Origin of the sequence: Rhizobium sp. CF142, from assembly GCF_000281145.1 — a bacterium.
GTDB lineage: Bacteria > Pseudomonadota > Alphaproteobacteria > Rhizobiales > Rhizobiaceae > Rhizobium.
The window spans coordinates 1-15941 of sequence record NZ_AJWE01000031.1; the positions used below are offsets into that span (position 1 = coordinate 1).

At 61.7% G+C, this 15941-nt stretch carries 16 protein-coding genes; 12 read left to right on the plus strand and 4 right to left on the minus strand.

Features of this window, described 5'->3' with window-relative positions; genetic code table 11:
• The 11 genes from PMI11_RS09015 to PMI11_RS09065 all read left to right on the plus strand — a co-directional run.
• On the plus strand, window positions 1-788 hold a 788-nt coding region (locus PMI11_RS09015; RefSeq protein ID WP_007815804.1), incomplete at its 5' end, for a sugar ABC transporter substrate-binding protein.
• 60 nt (window positions 789-848) lie between these two features.
• Entirely contained in the window at window positions 849-2399 is a 1551-nt protein-coding gene (locus PMI11_RS09020) for a sugar ABC transporter ATP-binding protein (RefSeq protein WP_037071024.1), read from the plus strand.
• Complete coding sequence (locus PMI11_RS09025; protein WP_007815807.1) at window positions 2389-3408, plus strand: ABC transporter permease; 1020 nt, start codon at window positions 2389-2391, stop codon at window positions 3406-3408. Before PMI11_RS09020 ends, PMI11_RS09025 begins: the two co-directional genes overlap by 11 nt.
• A 1-nt stretch (window position 3409) precedes the next feature.
• Complete coding sequence (locus tag PMI11_RS09030) at window positions 3410-4387, plus strand: ABC transporter permease (RefSeq protein ID WP_007815810.1); 978 nt, start codon at window positions 3410-3412, stop codon at window positions 4385-4387.
• A 34-nt stretch (window positions 4388-4421) separates the two neighbouring features.
• Complete coding sequence (locus tag PMI11_RS09035) at window positions 4422-5822, plus strand: LLM class flavin-dependent oxidoreductase (protein ID WP_007815812.1); 1401 nt, start codon at window positions 4422-4424, stop codon at window positions 5820-5822.
• A 124-nt stretch (window positions 5823-5946) separates the two neighbouring features.
• Window positions 5947-7557 carry an ABC transporter substrate-binding protein gene (locus tag PMI11_RS09040; RefSeq protein WP_007815813.1) on the plus strand — a complete coding sequence of 537 codons (1611 nt, stop codon included), beginning with the start codon at window positions 5947-5949 and terminating at the stop codon, window positions 7555-7557.
• Between the two features lie 40 nt (window positions 7558-7597).
• Window positions 7598-8587, plus strand: coding sequence for an ABC transporter permease (locus tag PMI11_RS09045; protein WP_007815815.1), 990 nt, complete (start codon window positions 7598-7600; stop codon window positions 8585-8587).
• A complete protein-coding gene (locus tag PMI11_RS09050; RefSeq protein ID WP_007815818.1) occupies window positions 8584-9414 on the plus strand; it encodes an ABC transporter permease in 831 nt (276 codons plus the stop codon). Before PMI11_RS09045 ends, PMI11_RS09050 begins: the two co-directional genes overlap by 4 nt.
• Window positions 9411-10193: an ABC transporter ATP-binding protein gene (locus PMI11_RS09055; protein ID WP_007815820.1), complete on the plus strand. Its 783-nt coding sequence runs from the start codon at window positions 9411-9413 to the stop codon at window positions 10191-10193. Before PMI11_RS09050 ends, PMI11_RS09055 begins: the two co-directional genes overlap by 4 nt.
• Window positions 10190-10969 (plus strand): ABC transporter ATP-binding protein, encoded by a 780-nt coding sequence (locus tag PMI11_RS09060; RefSeq protein ID WP_007815822.1) that lies wholly within the window; start codon window positions 10190-10192, stop codon window positions 10967-10969. The genes PMI11_RS09055 and PMI11_RS09060 overlap by 4 nt, the downstream gene beginning before the upstream one ends.
• An 11-nt stretch (window positions 10970-10980) precedes the next feature.
• Entirely contained in the window at window positions 10981-12075 is a 1095-nt protein-coding gene (locus tag PMI11_RS09065; protein WP_007815824.1) for a pyridoxal-phosphate-dependent aminotransferase family protein, read from the plus strand.
• Between the two features lie 4 nt (window positions 12076-12079).
• On the opposite strand, the gene PMI11_RS37260 is transcribed toward PMI11_RS09065, so the two are convergent.
• Complete coding sequence (locus PMI11_RS37260) at window positions 12080-12244, minus strand: hypothetical protein (protein WP_007815826.1); 165 nt, start codon at window positions 12242-12244, stop codon at window positions 12080-12082.
• A gap of 259 nt (window positions 12245-12503) precedes the next feature.
• Here PMI11_RS37260 and PMI11_RS09070 point away from each other — a divergent pair, with 259 nt between their 5' ends.
• Window positions 12504-13358, plus strand: a complete 855-nt coding sequence (locus PMI11_RS09070) for a glycerophosphodiester phosphodiesterase (RefSeq protein WP_007815828.1) — start codon at window positions 12504-12506, stop codon at window positions 13356-13358.
• Here PMI11_RS09070 and PMI11_RS09075 read toward each other — a convergent pair whose 3' ends face one another.
• From PMI11_RS09075 to PMI11_RS09085, 3 genes are read right to left on the minus strand one after another with little or no spacing between them, the layout of a single operon-like run.
• Window positions 13359-14174, minus strand: coding sequence for an inositol monophosphatase family protein (locus PMI11_RS09075; RefSeq protein WP_007815831.1), 816 nt, complete (start codon window positions 14172-14174; stop codon window positions 13359-13361).
• Window positions 14174-15181, minus strand: a complete 1008-nt coding sequence (locus PMI11_RS09080; protein ID WP_007815833.1) for a LacI family DNA-binding transcriptional regulator — start codon at window positions 15179-15181, stop codon at window positions 14174-14176. The genes PMI11_RS09075 and PMI11_RS09080 overlap by 1 nt, the downstream gene beginning before the upstream one ends.
• Window positions 15165-15938, minus strand: coding sequence for a glycerophosphodiester phosphodiesterase (locus PMI11_RS09085; protein WP_007815835.1), 774 nt, complete (start codon window positions 15936-15938; stop codon window positions 15165-15167). The genes PMI11_RS09080 and PMI11_RS09085 overlap by 17 nt, the downstream gene beginning before the upstream one ends.
• Window positions 15939-15941 lie beyond the last annotated feature (3 nt).

Here is a 15941-nt window from a genome sequence, read left to right on the forward strand (position 1 = left end):
GGCTCGGCGGCGAGCCGATAGCCGTTGATGCCGGCCGTAACGACGGCAAGCTGATTGCCCAGCTTCAGACACTCGTCGCCCAGAAGCCGGATGCGCTCGTCCAGATCCTCGGCACGCTTAGCGTCATCGATCCCTGGCTGAAGAAGGCCCGTGACGCAGGCATTCCGGTGCTGACCGTCGACGTCGGTTCGACCAATTCGATCAACAACACGACGTCGGACAATTGGGGCATCGGCAAGGATCTCGCCCTGCAACTCGTCTCCGATATCGGCGGCGAAGGCAATATCGTCGTCTTCAACGGCTTCTATGGCGTGACACCCTGCGCCGTCCGTTACGACCAGCTCGTCAACGTCATCAAGTATTTCCCGAAGGTGAAAATCCTCCAGCCGGAACTGCGTGACGTCATCCCGAATACGGTCCAGGACGCCTTCGCGCAGATCACCGCGATCCTCAACAAATATCCGGATAAGGGCTCGATCAAGGCCGTCTGGTCGGCCTGGGATATTCCGCAGCTCGGCGCCACGCAGGCGATCGCCGCTGCCGGCCGCAACGAGATCCGCACTTATGGCGTCGATGGCAGCCCGGAAGTTCTCCAGCTCGTTGCCGATAAGAACTCGCCGGCTGGCGCCGATGCTGCCCAGCAGCCCGCAGAGATCGGCCGTGTCGCAGTGCGCAACGTCGCCCAGCTGCTCGCCGGCCAAACGCTGCCGCGTGAGACCTATGTTCCGGCGCTGCTCGCCAACAAGGAAAACGTCTCCGAGATCATCAAGAAGCTCGGCATCGGCTGATATCAAGGCGGACCTTGCGGCTAGCGCCGCAGAGTCCGCATGTCCCTGGAAAGCGGCATCATGACTGAACCCGTCCCGACGCAAGCGACCGACAATGACGATGTCATCATTCGCTTCGATCACATCGTCAAGCGCTTCGGCGGCGCCCAGGCGCTCGCCGACGCATCGCTCGCTATACACCGCGGCACCGTCCACGGACTCGTCGGACAGAACGGCGCCGGCAAATCGACACTGATCAAGCTGCTCGCCGGGTTGCATGTTGCAGACGAGGGCGGGATTGAAATCGAAGGCAAGGCCTATGATCGGCTGACGCCGCATCTCAACGAAGAGCTCGGCATCCATTTTATCCATCAGGAAAGACTGCTGGTGCCGACATTCACCGTTGGCGAGGCCTTGTTCCTCGGCCGTGAGACGCGGCTTGCGAAAACTCCCTTCCTCGATCGCCGGGCGATGCAGAAGCGCGCCAGCGAGCTCCTTGCCAACTATTTCGGGATCAATCTGCGGAAGAACGCCCTTATCGGCGAGCTCTCGACCGCCGAAAGGCAGATCGTCCAGATCACCCGCGCACTGCTTCACCAGCCGAAAGTTCTCGTCTTCGATGAGCCTACCGCAGCCCTGGTGCGGCGCGAGGCCGAGATCCTCTTTCGCCTGATCCGCCGACTGCGCGACGAAGGCGTGACCATCATCTACATCTCGCATTACCTCAACGAGATCGAAGAACTCTGCGATCACGTCACCGTGCTGCGCAACGGCCGGGATGTGGCCTCGCTGCCGATTGGCGAAACTTCGGCCAAGGCGATCGCCAGCCTGATGATTGAGCGCGACATCGCCGAAATGTTCCCCAAGCGCCAGGTCGATCTCGGCGAAGCGATCCTGAACATCCGCGGACTTTCAGCGCCCAACCGGTTTGACGATGTCAGCTTCAGCCTGCGCCGCGGCGAGGTGCTCGGCATCACCGGTCTGCTCGGCTCCGGTGCCAAAGATTTGATCCGGACACTCTTCGGCCTGGAGCAGGCCGCAAGCGGCGAGATCGAAATCGAGGGCCGAGCAGCACAGCCGCGCAGCCCGGCAAAGGCCGTCGACCGTCGGCTTGCACTTGTTCCTGAGGATCGGCGCGGGCACGGCGTCGGCCTCGATCTCAGCGTAACAGAAAATGTCACGCTCCCAAGCCTTGCCCGCTACAGCCGTTTCGGTTTCCTCGATCGCAAGCGTGAACGCTCCGATACCGATGACCTGATCAGGCGGCTGCAGATCAAGACGGCCGGGCGCGATGAGCTGGTCCGCACACTCTCGGGCGGCAATCAGCAGAAAGTGGCGATCGCCAAATGGCTGAGCCGCCAGTCGGAAATCTACCTGCTGGACGAGCCGACCGTCGGCGTTGATATCGGCTCGAAGGTCGAGATCTATGCGCTGATCGGCGAACTTGCCGCCCGCGGGGCCGGCGTCATCGTGCTCTCCTCCGACCTGCCGGAGCTCGTCGGCATCACGGACCGGATCCTGGTGTTCTTCCGCGGCAGGCTGATCCGGGAGCTAGACTCCTCCAAAACCACAACGGATGAAGTCCTGTCGATCTCGACCGGCGCTTCGGAAGGATTGCGCCATGTCGGCTGACGTTCACTTCGCTCCTCTTTCCGCCGCGTCCTCGGAACCCGTGACGCAATCGAAGGGCGCGGCAGCCGTCGCGGCGCTCCGCTTCGGCTCGTTGCTTGCTTTTGCGGCCATCCTCGTCGTGTTCTCGCTGACGGCGCCCTATTTCCTCTCGGTCGGCAATATCGGCAATGTTCTCGGCCAGTCTGCCATTTCGGGCGTGCTGGCGATCGGCTTGACCGTGGTGCTGATTGCCGGCGGCTCGAATGTCGTCACCGGCGGCATCGACCTGTCGCTTGCCGCCAATATGGGCCTGAGCGCTGCAGTCTATGCGACACTAATCCAGCTCGGTTATGGCGACGCAACAGCGGCAGCCGCGGCCTTGCTGACCGGACTTGCGATCGGCGCGGTCAACGCTGTCGCCGTCGTGCTCGCGGGCATCGTCCCGCTGCTAGCAACGCTCGCAGTGATGAATGTTGTCGCCGGTCTCGAACTCGTCCTGACGCAGAATACCGTTGTGCCCGCTTCGACCGATTTCCTCACGACGGTATCGGCCTCGGATAGTTTCGGCATTCCCGTTCTCGCCTACGTGGTGATCGGCTTTACAACAATTGCCACCGCCATCGTGCAATACACGCCGATCGGGCTCCGGCTCTATGCCGTCGGCGAGTTTCCGGATGCGGCGCGCGCCGCCGGGCTGCCGCTCAAGCGGCTGCTTGCCGGGGCCTTCATTGCCAGCGGGCTCTGCGGTGGTTTTGCCGGCATTCTCTCGGTTTCCTATCTCAGCGGCAGCACGACCGGTTCGGGCGAAGCGCTGCTGCCCGTCGTCGTCATCGCGTTGCTCGGCTCGGTCTTTTCGCGGCGGCTGGTGCCAACTGTTCCGGGAACACTGATATCGGCACTGTTCATCGGCTTCCTTACCAATGGCTTCCAGCTCCTGAACCTGCCGAGCACGCTCGTCAGCGGCGTGCAGGGCCTTCTCATTCTGATTGTCGTGTCGGCCACGACATTGCTGCGCAAGCGGGAGATCTGACATGTCCGCCTCGACTTCAACCGGACGCTCGCTCGCGGGGCTCGCACGCTTTGGCCTGATCGTAGCACTCATCGCAGTTTTCTCTGTCTTCTCTATCCTGGCGCCGACATTCCTGACACCAGGCAACCTGCAGAGCATTCTGGTCAACAATTTCACGCTGCTCGCCGTCATCTCGATCGCCATGACCTTCGCCGTCTCCGCAGGCGGCATCGATCTGTCGGTCGGCACTGCCGTCGATTTTGCAAGTTTCGCCTTCGTCTCCCTCGTTCTGGCGGGCCAGCCGGTGCCGCTCGCGTTGCTCGCCGGCCTTGCAGCCGGCGCACTGGTCGGCGCGTTCAATGCCGTTCTTGTATCTGTGATCGGCGTTGCACCATTTCTGGCGACACTCGGCACCCTGTTTATAGGCCGTAGCATCCAGCAATTGCTGACCAATGGCGGAAATCCGGTCTATCTGCCGCCCTCGGGCGTGCCGGACGCCTTCCGCTTCGTCGGTCACGGCACGATCGCCAATGTGCCGGTTCCGCTGGTGATTGCCGCGGTCGTCATTGCCGGTGCTGCCGCCGTGTTCGCCCGGACGCGTTTCGGGCGGGTGGTGGTCTCGATCGGCATTCAGCCAAGCGTCGTGCGCTATTCCGGCATCGGCCTTGGCGCTCCTGTTGCCGCCACCTTCATTCTCGCCGGGCTGATTGCCGGTGTTGCCGGCCTTATCCTGACGGCGACTGTGACAGTCTACATCCCCTCCTCCGGCAACGCGTTCCTGCTGAACGCCATCGGCGCGACCTTTATCGGCACGACGCTGTCGCCGCTCGGCCGGCCCAATATCCTCGGGACCGTCCTCGGTGTCCTGCTCCTCAGTGTCGTTGCCAACGGCCTGCTGCTGACGGGCCTGAACTTCTACTGGCAGCAGGTCGGCACCGGCACGCTCATCTTTGCCGTGCTCGCCTTCAGCTTCATCAACAGAAAAACAGTCGGCGCCTGAATCGCACCTCGCCGACCGATGCAGGAAGAATAAAATGACCCGTGAAATCAGGCTCAACGCCTTCGACATGAATTGCGTCGGACACCAGTCGCCAGGGCTGTGGCGGCATCCACGCGACAAGTCCTGGACCTACAAGGATCTCGACTATTGGGTGCATCTGGCAAAGACGCTGGAGCGCGGCAAGTTCGACGGTCTCTTCATCGCCGACGTGCTCGGCGTCTATGATGTCTTGAACGGCAATGTCGATGCCGCATTGCGCCATTCGGCGCAGTTGCCGGTCAACGATCCGCTACAGCTCATCCCAACCATGGCCTACGAGACCGAGCATCTCGGCTTCGGCCTGACGGCTTCGCTCTCCTTCGAACACCCCTATACGTTCGCCCGGCGCATCTCGACGCTAGACCACCTGACCAAGGGCCGCGTCGGCTGGAACATCGTCACCTCCTACCTGAATAGCGGCGCGCTCAATATCGGCCAGGCCGCGCAGACCAACCATGACGATCGCTATGATCTCGCCGACGAATATCTCGAGGTCTGCTACAAGCTCTGGGAAGGAAGCTGGGAAGACGATGCTGTCGTGCGCGACCGTGAAACCGGCATCTTCACCCATCCGGAAAAGGTCCATCCGATCAACCATTCCGGCAAGTATTTTAACGTTCCCGGCATTCACCTGAGCGAGCCCTCACCGCAGCGCACGCCCGTGCTCTATCAGGCCGGCGCCTCCAGCCGCGGCAAGGATTTTGCCGGCGCGCATGCCGAATGCATCTTCGTAGCTGCGCCCTCCAAGACAGTTCTGAAGCGTTATGTCGCCAATGTTCGCCAGGCAGCTGAGCGGCTGGGTCGTAACCCGCGCGAAATCCTTGCCTTCAACCTGCAAACCGTCGTGCTTGGGGAGACCGATGCCGAGGCACAGCGCAAGTTCAACGAATATCGCGAGTACGCTTCCTTCGAGGGAGCGCTGACGCTGATATCAGGCTGGACGGGCATTGACTTCGGCCAGTTCGGCCCGGACGAGGTGTTGCGCCACCGCTATACGAATGCCGTGCAATCGGCTGTCGAAACCTTCACGACCATCGATCCGAACAAGGAATGGACGGTGCGTGAAATGGCGGACTGGGTCGGCGTCGGCGGTTTCGGCCCGGTCTTCGTCGGCTCGCCATCGACAGTCGCCGATCTAATGCAGGAATGGGTCGAGGATACCGATGTTGATGGCTTCAACCTTGCCTATGCAGTGACGCCCGAAAGCTTCGAGGACACTGTCGACTTGCTGGTGCCAGAGTTGCAGAAGCGCGGCGTCTACAAGACCGAATACCGGCAGGGTACGTTGCGCGAAAAGCTTGGCGGTGCGGGGCCGCGGCTGGTTGCTCCGCATCCGGGAGCGGCCTATCGCAACCTCGGCATTGACGCGCCGCGGTTCGCCGTTGGCGGCCGTTGAAAAAATAATGGCTGGGTGACAAAAAATATCTCGCCCAGCCATCCTGTTCGAATTTAATTCCTGTCACACTTACGGTTTCAGCTCGAATATAGTTCATTGAATTTCTTGGGTATCAGGAGGGGGCATGACTATTGCAGATATCTCTCGGCGCGGCCTGCTGAAGGGCACGGCGCTGCTGCTTGGAACGACGGCGTTGTCGCGCATTGTGCTGGCGCAAGATGTGCCGGCCGGCGGACGCCTGATCGTCGCGGCCGACTCCGAGCCGAAGAACCTCAATCCCGCCATCGTCGCCTCGAATGGCGTCTTCTTCATTTCAAGCAAGGTGATCGAACCGTTGGCGGAAGCCTCCTATGAAGGTTCGGATGGTCTCGCACCGCGTCTTGCAACGTCATGGGAAGGCTCGCCGGACGGGCTCTCCGTGACCTTCAAGCTGCGCGAAAACGCCACCTGGCACGACGGCAAGCCGTTCACCTCGGCTGACGTCGCCTTCTCGGCGCTCAACGTCTGGAAGCCGCTTCAGAATCTCGGCCGCCTGGTCTTTGCCAATCTGCAGGCGGTCGACACGCCCGACGACCACACGGCGATCTTCCGCTTCTCGAAGCCGACGCCCTTCCAGCTTATCCGCAATGCGCTTCCGGCCGTCACCAGCGTCGTTCCCAAGCATATTTTTGAGGGCACGGACATCGCCAAGAACCCGGCCAACAACACGCTTGTCGGCACCGGCCCCTTCAAATTCGCCGAATACAAGCCTGGTGAATATTACCGGCTGACACGCAACGAGAACTATTGGCAAAAGGGCGAACCGAAGCTTAATGAAATCGTCTACCGCGTGCTGCCGGACCGTGAATCGGCCGGAGCCGCACTCGAAGCCGAAGAGATCCATCTCGCTGCATTCTCGGCCGTACCGCTCGCCGATCTCGACCGTATCTCCAAGGTCGACGGCATCAAGGTGATCTCCAAAGGCTATGAAGCTCTGACCTATCAGCTCGTCATCGAGATCAACCATCGCCGCAAGGAACTGTCAGATCTAAGAGTTCGTCAGGCCATTGCCCACGCGATCGACAAGAAGTTCGTCGTCGACACGATCTTCCTCGGCTATGCGACGGAATCGACCGGCCCCGTTCCGAAGAATTCGAAAGAGTTCTACACCGCCGACGTCGCGAACTATAATTTCGACGTGCAGGCGGCAAACGATATCTTGGACCAGGGCGGCTACACGAGAGGTCCTGATGGCAACCGTTTCCAGCTGAAGCTGCGGCCGGCGCCCTATTTCAACGAGACGCGCCAGTTCGGCGACTATCTGCGCCAGGCGCTTGCTGCCGTCGGCATCGACGCCGTTATCGTCAACGCCGATGCCGCCGCTCATCAGAAGGCCGTTTACACCGACCACGACTTCGATATCGCGGTCGGCCCGCCGGTCTTCCGCGGCGATCCGGCGATTTCCACAACGATCCTCGTCCAGTCCGGAACGCCCGACGGCGTGCCCTTCTCCAACCAGGGCGGCTATGTCAGCGCCGAACTCGACAAGATCATCGCGCAGGCAGCCGTGACGGCGGATACCGTGGCGCGCACCGACCTCTACTACAAGTTCCAGCAGCTTGTGGTGGCCGAACTGCCGCTGATCAATGTCGCCGAATGGGGCTTCATCACGGTCGCTCGCGATACGGTGCTGAACGTCTCTGACAATCCGCGCTGGGCGGTTTCGAACTGGGGCGATACCGCGCTGCAATCGTGATAGGGTCGAATGCGGATTTCCCTCAGAGGCCTCGTCCGGCGTGAAACGTGCACTTCTCCTCCTGAGACGCAGGATCGTTAGCAGCATTCCGGTGCTGTTGATCGTTGTGATCTTCAGCTTCTTCCTGTTGGAATCCGCCTCCGGCGACGCCGTTGATGCCTATCTCGGTTCGATCGGTGGCGGTGATGCCGCACTCATCAAGTCGCTGCGGGAAAGTTACGGCCTCGATCAATCAGTCTTTGCCCGCCTCTGGCTCTATCTGTCTTCACTCGCCCGCCTCGATCTCGGTTGGTCAGTGGCCTTCAACCGTCCGGTGCGGGATCTGATCGCCGAGAGGCTGCCGAACACGCTGCTGCTGATGGGAAGTGCCACAGCGCTCTCCTTCGGTCTTGGTTCGGCACTCGGCATTCTGGCCGGCGCAAGGCCGGGGAGCCTGCGTGATCGCTTCCTCTCGATCGGTTCGCTGATCATGTACGCCATTCCGAGCTTCTGGCTGGGGCTGGTGCTCAGTATCCTCTTTTCGGTCAAGCTGCGCTGGCTGCCGATTGCCGGAATCGAGACTATCGCCTCCGGCAAATCAGGTCTTTCGCGGGCACTCGATATCGCAGAGCATCTGGCCCTGCCGGTCGGGGCGCTCGCCTTCATCTATCTCGCGCTGTTTCTGCGCGTCATGCGCTCCGGCATGGCGGAAGCCTGGAAGCTCGATTTCGTGCTGTTTGCCCGGGCAAAGGGCCTGTCGCGCAGCCGCATCGTGCTTCGGCATGTGGCGCGCAATGCGCTGCTGCCGCTCATCACCATGCTCGGCCTGCAGTCCGCGGCCATGCTCGGCGGCAGTGTGGTGATCGAGAGCGTCTTTGCCATTCCCGGCTTCGGCAGGTTGGCGCAGGAGGCCGTCAACGGCCGTGACGCGCCACTCCTGATGGGCATTATCCTCACCAGCGCCGTTCTCGTCATCTGCGTCAATTTCATCGTTGATCTCGTTTACGCCACCCTTGATCCACGCGTCGGCGCATCGGAGGGCCGGGCGTGACCCTGCTGCGGCGTCTTCTCAAAACACCGGAGGGTGCGATCGGGCTTATTATCCTCGCAACCCTTCTAGTCGCCGGCCTGCTGGCGCCGGTCATCTCGCCGGGAGATCCGCTACGGATTGCCGGCCGTGCCATGCTGGCGCCATTCACCGATCCGAGCCTGCCGCTCGGCACCGACCGGCTGGGGCGCGATGTGCTTGCCGGGCTGCTCTATGGCGCACGCACCTCTTTGGCCGTCGGCATCGCCGCTGCGCTGTCGGCCATGGTGCTCGGGCTTTTTGTCGGCATGGCTGCCGGTTTTGCCGGTGGCATGATCGACGAAGCACTGATGCGCATCGTCGATGCCTTCCAGATCGTTCCGGGCTTTCTGCTAGCACTCGCCTTTGTCAGCATCATCGGGGTCTCGACGCCCGTCGTCGTCTTCGCCATTGCGCTCGGGACTTGGGCCGATCCCGCGCGGCTGACGCGGGCGCAGGTGCTGTCCATCCGCGAACGGGATTATGTGGCTGCCGCACACGTGATCGGAATGCACCCGGCCGAGATCGCCTTCAAGGAAATCCTTCCAAACGCCCTTCCACCGGTCCTGGCGCTGTCGGCCACAATCGTTGCCGGCGCGATCCTGACCGAAGCCGCCCTCTCCTTCCTCGGTCTCGGCAATCCCAATCTCGCCACCTGGGGATCAATGATCGCTGAAGGCCGTAGCGTGCTGCGCTCGGCCGCCTATCTTTCCGTGCTACCCGGTCTGGCATTGGCAATCACCGTTCTCGGTATTCACCTTTTCAGCGAGGGCCTGACCAAGGCTCTCGACAGTGGTGGAGGGCCGCGATGACTGCTCCCTTCTGCAGCGTGAGAGGGCTTTCGGTTCGCTATGGACAAGAGGCGGCGCTGAAATCCATCAACCTCGATATCATCGGGGGAGAGAGGCTGGCGATCATTGGCGAAAGCGGGTCCGGTAAAAGCACGCTTGCGCGAGCCCTCGCGGGTCTTCTGCCTGAGCGCACAAAGATCGAAGGCAATATAACATGGCCGACGCTCGGCTATGCTCCTCTCCCCGGTCGCGATTTCGGTTTTGTTTTCCAGGATCCCAGCACCAGTCTCAATCCGGTGCTGACGATCGGTGAGCAGATTGCGGAGGCTGCCCAGCGGCACCTGGGCTTCGGCTGGCGGCAGGCCTATGCCCGCGCAGAAGAGCTTCTGACGCGGGTACGCCTACCGCAGCCGACAAACGCCATGCGCGCCTTTCCGCATCAGCTCTCGGGCGGTCAACGGCAGCGCGTTGCGATCACGGCGGCGATTGCGGCCAAACCCGCCCTGCTGATCGCCGATGAGGCGACCAGCGCACTCGATGTCGTGGTTCAGGCAGAGATCGTCAGACTTCTCGACGGGCTGGTGCGTGAGGAAGGCATGACGCTGCTCTTCATTACCCATGATATCGCGCTCGCCTCCGGCTTCGTCGATCGCGTCGCCGTCTTCCACAATGGAGAGTTGGTGGAAGCAGGCCCCATTCGGTCGGTACTGTCGTCGCCCACCGACAGTTATACCGCTGCTCTGATCGCCAGCCATCGCGATCTCTCCACACCGCCACTGATTGCAGAGGTGGCCTCATGACCGAGCTTCTGACCGTAGATGCATTATCCAAGGCTTACTCCAGTTCCCGCCGGCAGGTTGCAGCTCTCGACGCTGTTTCCCTGACAATCACAGCCGGCGAAACCCTGGGCTTGGTTGGAGCGTCGGGCAGTGGAAAATCGACGTTGTCGCGCGTCCTTCTGCGTCTGCTGGAGCCCGATTCCGGCTCCATCCGCTTCGAAGGGCAAGATTGGTTCGCGCTTCGCGGAGCCGAACTGCGCCGCCGGCGCGCGCATATGCAAATGGTGTTTCAGGACCCGCTCGCAGCCTTCAACCCACTGGCCTCTGTCGCCTCGGTTCTCGACGACCCGCTGCGGATCCATGTGATTGCGAACAGGAAACAGCGGCCGGCCGAAATCGCCGCCCTGCTGGAACGCGTCGACTTGCCCCCGGCCCTTGCCTCCCGCCCTGTTCGCACACTCTCGGGCGGACAGCGCCAGCGCGTCGCCATCGCCCGCGCCATCGCAACACGGCCGTCTCTGCTGGTGCTGGATGAAGCCGTTTCTGCGCTCGACGTGACCGTTCGCGGCCGTATTCTCGAATTGCTGGTCGAGTTGCAGCGCGAGCGTGGCCTTGCCTATCTCTTCATATCCCATGACCTCGCGGTGGTGCGCGCGGTTTCGCATCGTATCGCGGTCATGGATGCCGGCCGCATCGTCGAGGAGGGACCGGCAACGGATATCGTTAATGCCCCGCGATCCGATGCAGCGCGCCGGCTCGTCGCGGCTGTGCCGCGCCTTATAACCGAACCCGTTTGAAGGAGTTGCCCATGATCGAAGTCGCCTGGAACCCGTTCTATGGTGCGCCGGTCTATCCGGCCGAACGTTACGCCGCTCTCGCCCACCGCATCGGCGCGATCCTGAAGACGGACAACGACGTTCTGCTGGTGCAGGCCGAGGCTGTGGTGGCGCTCGAAGCCGTCGCGACCAGCCTTGCCAGACCTGGCTTTTCCGCACTGAACGTCGTCACCAGCGCCTATGGCGGCTGGTTTGGACAATGGCTGCGGCGCGGCGGTACTCACGTCGTCGACATCGTCGCTCAGCCCGGCCTGCCTATAGAGGCCAGAGCAATCGCCGTCGCGCTGGATGCCAATCCCGATGTCAAGATACTCGCGCTCGTCCACGCGGAATCGGCAAGCGGTATCCTCAATCCGTTGCCGGAGATTGTCGCTCTCGCAAAGGCGCGAGGCATTGTGACGATAGTCGATGCCGTTGCCTCCGTCGGTGGCCACGCGCTCGATGTCGACGCGTTGGGCATCGATATCGCCGTGATCGGCCCGCAGAAAGCACTCGGCGGGCCGGCCGGCGTTTCGGCCCTATCGGTCAGCCAGCATGCCTGGGAACTGGTCCTCCATGACAGTGCGCCGCGTGATTCCATCCTGTCGCTGACCGACCTGAAGGCTTGGCTGGATGCCGGCCGCGGCGCGTTGCCAGGAACGCCGGCACCGCTGGAATTCTTTGCGCTGGAAGCTGCCCTCGACCGGGTCGAGGCGGAAGGCCTCGGGCAGATCGTCACCCGCCATGAGAGAGCAGCTTCGGCGAGCCGGGCCGGCCTTGCAGCACTGGGCGCCAGCCTCTGGGTTCCGGCAGAACAGGCATCGAACCTCGTGACAACGGTCTCCCTGCCATCAGGAATTGAATCCACCTCTGTGATTGGTTTTGCGGCAGGGTTGGGCGTCGAGCTGACATCAGGTGTCGGGACAGGCTCGTCCCACCTCATGCGTATCAACCATACAGGGGCGCGGGCAACCTTCCAGACCGTTCTCGCAAATATCGTTGCCTATGGCGCCGCGCTTCGGCAGGCCGGCTTCCCGGCGAATATCGGCGCCGCGTCGGAAGCTATCGCGAAGACCTATAACACCTGATCGCTCAGTACCAGGAATTCGGCGTCGGCTGCCAGAAGAGTTCTTCCTCACGCAGGCTACGCAAACGGCTTTCGGCATCCTCTTCGGTCGCGCGGGCATGTGTTTCGAACACCGGTAGATCACGGCTCCCGAAAAGCTGCGCAAGGAAAGTTTTGAATGCCGCAAACATACGTCACCTCCTGAAAAACCGAGCCACGATCTTCGCACGGATCGCCGAAACAGGAAATATTGTCTATAAAATTAGTATTCTAATTTGCACTATCGGGTCGCATAGAGATACTGCCGGAACACTGGTTCGCGAAAAAGGAGTTTGTTCGAAGAAGGCGAAGCTCCTGCCGGGAGATCGCGCCTAATCTGTCACCGGCCCTTGAGAATCGGATGTTTCCGATGCACGAAGAGGCCGAGACGAATAGGTCGAGGATCAGGGAATGAAGGATGCACCCGGACTTCAGATAGAGTTTGAAGGCCATTCGACCCTGCTGAAATGGCACCGGTTGCGCCGGCGTATGGCCGACTCGCTGTTTTCGGCCGAGGTGATGGCAGAAGGCTTCAGGGCCGGTGCCTCGATGGAGCTCGACCTCCGGGTGCGCGCCGATGGTGGTTTCGTCGTGCTGCATGATAAAGAGCTGGAAGGCGAGACGACCGGGCGTGGTCTCGTTGCCCAGAAGAGCCTTGCGGAGCTGCGCGACCTGCGGATGAGGGAGGGCAATCGTCCCCTGCTCTACAGCGAGGATCTTGCAGCCATGCTGCAATCGGCCCATCCGGACGCGCTGCTGCAGTTCGATATGAAGGACGATTACGAGGCGATCGGCGAAAAGGGCATCGCCCATCTTGCCGAACACCTGCAGCAGATTTCCGCCTCCGTCATCGTCAGTGCCGGAAGTCTGGAGCTGATCCTGGCCGTCAAAGAGAAGCTGCCGCATCTGCGCCGCGGCATCGACCCCACCGACAAGCTCGGCGATATCTACAAGGCCGAAGGCTGGAAAGCGGTCGAAAAGGAACTGCTTGCCGATCTGCGTGGCCCGACGGAGCCAGAAACAGTCTATCTTTATTGGCCAATGCTGCTCAATGCGGCAAAGGCCGGGCTCGACATGATCGCGCTCTGCCACAGCGAGGCCAAGCTGGTCGACGCCTGGACCTTCACGCTGAAGGATCCCGAGGGCGGCTTCAGTGATGCGGAATGGACGAACTTTTCGGCACTCGTCGCCCTGAAGCCGGATCAGATCACCACGGACGAGGCCCCGGCGACCGAGCGGGCATGGCTGAAGCGCATGGCGGGCTGATCAGCCCGCCAGACCTTCGAACTCAACAAGGAAAGCGAATTCTTCCGCCAACCCGGGCGAATGGGCGATAACAGGACCGCCAACCTCCAACAGTGTATCGACAGGCGGAATGGCGACCTTCGCGCCGGCCTCGGCGGCGATCAGCGCGCCGGCCAGCATGTCCCATGCATTGAGGTGGCGTTCATAGAAGAGATCGGAAACACCTTCCGCCACACGCACGAGATCGACTGCCGCCGCCCCCATGCGGCGATAATCCATGCCGCGTTCGTGGAGCCGCTTGGAGAGCGCCGCATAGTCGTCAAAGCTCGTCTTGCGCGAATGACCGAGCACGACGATCGCATTGGCGGGATCGGTAGTAGGCGCGGCGTGGATCGACAGGCCTTCCTTGAAGGCGCCCTGACCGCGGATCGCGGAGAAAACCTGATCGTTGGCCGCGTCATAGACGACGCCGATCTCTACTTTGCCGTCGAAAACGAAAGCAATGGACACACCCCAGTGGCGGAAGCCTCTGATATAATTGGTGGTGCCGTCGATGGGATCGACGACCCAAGTGCCGGCCGCGCCGGATTCGCCACCAGTTTCCTCACCCATGAACGTATCGTCGGGGAAATGCGCCAGCAGCCCTTCGCGGATTGCCTGTTCTGCCTGCCTATCTGCGACAGTGACGAAATCCTGCAATCCCTTGTTTTCGACATGCAGCGCGCCCGGGTTGCCTTCACGCCTGAAGCGCGCAGCCTCGCGTCCAACCTGGCGGGCCACGTCGATTGCGAGCTGCGCCCGCGCGGCGAGCGCGGAGGCATCGAATGCGGAATTCATCAAGCAGTCCTTCTTTTAATCAGCGTCACGGGGGTAAATTCGACGCGGGCGGTCATATCCGGTTCGGCCATGCGGGTCATCAGTAGATCGACCGTTTGTTCGGCCTGGAAATCGCAGGGCTGCCGGATTGTTGTAAGGTCATAGGCTGACCAGCTGGCCTGCGGAATGTCATCATGGCCGATGATACGTACGGGCGGCTCGTCCTCGCGGCCGAGCCCCTTCATGATCCGATCGACCACGCCGCAGGCCATGTAATCATTGGCGCAGAACAGGCCATCGATGCCGAGCGAGGCAAGGTCGGCGGCTGCGTCGTAGCCGCTCTGATAGTCGTTGATTTTCAATTCGATCATGCGCGGTTCGAGGCCGAGCTGCCGACAGGCCGTCATGAAGGCTTCACTGCGCCGCCTTGCCGTATAGGAAATCGCGGGGGCGGCCATGACCGCTGGCGCCCTGACGCCGCTTTCGATCAGATGCGTGGCAGCAAGATGGCCCGCCATGCGATCATCGGAAATGATGCGGTCGACGAAGGGAATATCGTCGCCCTTGTTGATCAGCACGATCGGCACGCCTTCGGCAGCACATTGCTCGCAAATCTCCGTCGGCGGAGCGTCTGATGTGACGATGACGCCGGAGACGGCATAGTGCAAAAGCTGGCCGATGACAGCAGAGGTGTCCGCCTCCTTCGAGGTCGGCAACAGGATCGGACGAAAATTGCGGGCGATCAGCACCCGCGCCAGATGCTCGATCTGCAGCGTGCGGAACGGGTTGTCGAGGCCGGCGGCGACGAGGCCGACGAGATCGGAGCGCTTGTTGGTGAGGCTGCGGGCCAGATAATTCACCCGGTAGCCGAGATCCTTGGCCGCCTGATAGACCTTCTCGCGCGTCTTCGGCGAAACACTGGCATCCGGGGTGAAAGCGCGCGAAACGGCAGCGCGCGAGACGCCCGCCACACGCGCCACGTCGAAGGACGTGACCTTCCTCGGTCCCTTGTTATCCTTGTCTGCCATGCTTTTCATCCCTGGCGGCCGGGCGCATCAGATCGGGCAGGTCCGTACAGATTCCGAGTACCGGTAGCTTCATGATGTCGGTCAAAATGGCTGGCCGTTCCTCGTGCCAAAGCACGATCTCACGGCTTTCGCCGAAGGCTCGCTCCATCAGCTCTTCTGTGACGAGATCCTGCGGGCGCTCGCCGGCCCTTTCCCAGCAAAGGTGCAGGATATCGGCGCCGGCTTCATCGCCAGCTGCATGCGGATCGTGACCAACACGGACCAGTACCGAGAGCGGGTAATCGCAGCCCGCGTCACGAAGCTCTCGCACTTGCGCGGTACCGAAAGAGCCGAGGCAGGCAAAGCGCTGGTTTTTCTCAATAAGATGCTTCCAGCACCAAAGCCCCGTGCCCGGCGCCTTGAGCTCGATATAGAGGCCTGTATTGGTGCGCCGCCCAAGGGCTGCGACCGCCTCAAAGGTCGGAACGTTGACGCCCTCGAGGGCAGCAAGCTCGGCTGCCGTCATCTCGGAAATTCGGCGGTCGATGCCGAAGACGCGTTCGAGATGATCGTCGTGGGAGACGACAACCACACCGTCTTTCGTGAGTTGCGTGTCGAGCTCCCACATTTCCGCGCCGAGTTCGGCGGCGCGCTGGAAGGCTTCAAGCGTGTTTTCCCGCTCATGGCCACTGGCGCCGCGATGGCCGATGCAGAACGGCAGGCTTCCCTTGCCCGAGGGCCAACCGTAGTGTTCGAAGAAAGAAGAGAAATCACGCATCGT

Coding starts and splice junctions, on each gene's coding strand:
- PMI11_RS09060 (WP_007815822.1), top strand. CDS start 10,190: ATGACCGAGCTTCTGACCGTAGATGCATTATCCAAGGCTTACTCCAGT.
- PMI11_RS09075 (WP_007815831.1), bottom strand. CDS start 14,174: ATGAATTCCGCATTCGATGCCTCCGCGCTCGCCGCGCGGGCGCAGCTC.
- PMI11_RS09065 (WP_007815824.1), top strand. CDS start 10,981: ATGATCGAAGTCGCCTGGAACCCGTTCTATGGTGCGCCGGTCTATCCG.
- PMI11_RS09030 (WP_007815810.1), top strand. CDS start 3,410: ATGTCCGCCTCGACTTCAACCGGACGCTCGCTCGCGGGGCTCGCACGC.
- PMI11_RS09035 (WP_007815812.1), top strand. CDS start 4,422: ATGACCCGTGAAATCAGGCTCAACGCCTTCGACATGAATTGCGTCGGA.
- PMI11_RS09070 (WP_007815828.1), top strand. CDS start 12,504: ATGAAGGATGCACCCGGACTTCAGATAGAGTTTGAAGGCCATTCGACC.
- PMI11_RS09040 (WP_007815813.1), top strand. CDS start 5,947: ATGACTATTGCAGATATCTCTCGGCGCGGCCTGCTGAAGGGCACGGCG.
- PMI11_RS09025 (WP_007815807.1), top strand. CDS start 2,389: ATGTCGGCTGACGTTCACTTCGCTCCTCTTTCCGCCGCGTCCTCGGAA.
- PMI11_RS09020 (WP_037071024.1), top strand. CDS start 849: ATGACTGAACCCGTCCCGACGCAAGCGACCGACAATGACGATGTCATC.
- PMI11_RS37260 (WP_007815826.1), bottom strand. CDS start 12,244: ATGTTTGCGGCATTCAAAACTTTCCTTGCGCAGCTTTTCGGGAGCCGT.
- PMI11_RS09080 (WP_007815833.1), bottom strand. CDS start 15,181: ATGGCAGACAAGGATAACAAGGGACCGAGGAAGGTCACGTCCTTCGAC.
- PMI11_RS09085 (WP_007815835.1), bottom strand. CDS start 15,938: ATGCGTGATTTCTCTTCTTTCTTCGAACACTACGGTTGGCCCTCGGGC.
- PMI11_RS09055 (WP_007815820.1), top strand. CDS start 9,411: ATGACTGCTCCCTTCTGCAGCGTGAGAGGGCTTTCGGTTCGCTATGGA.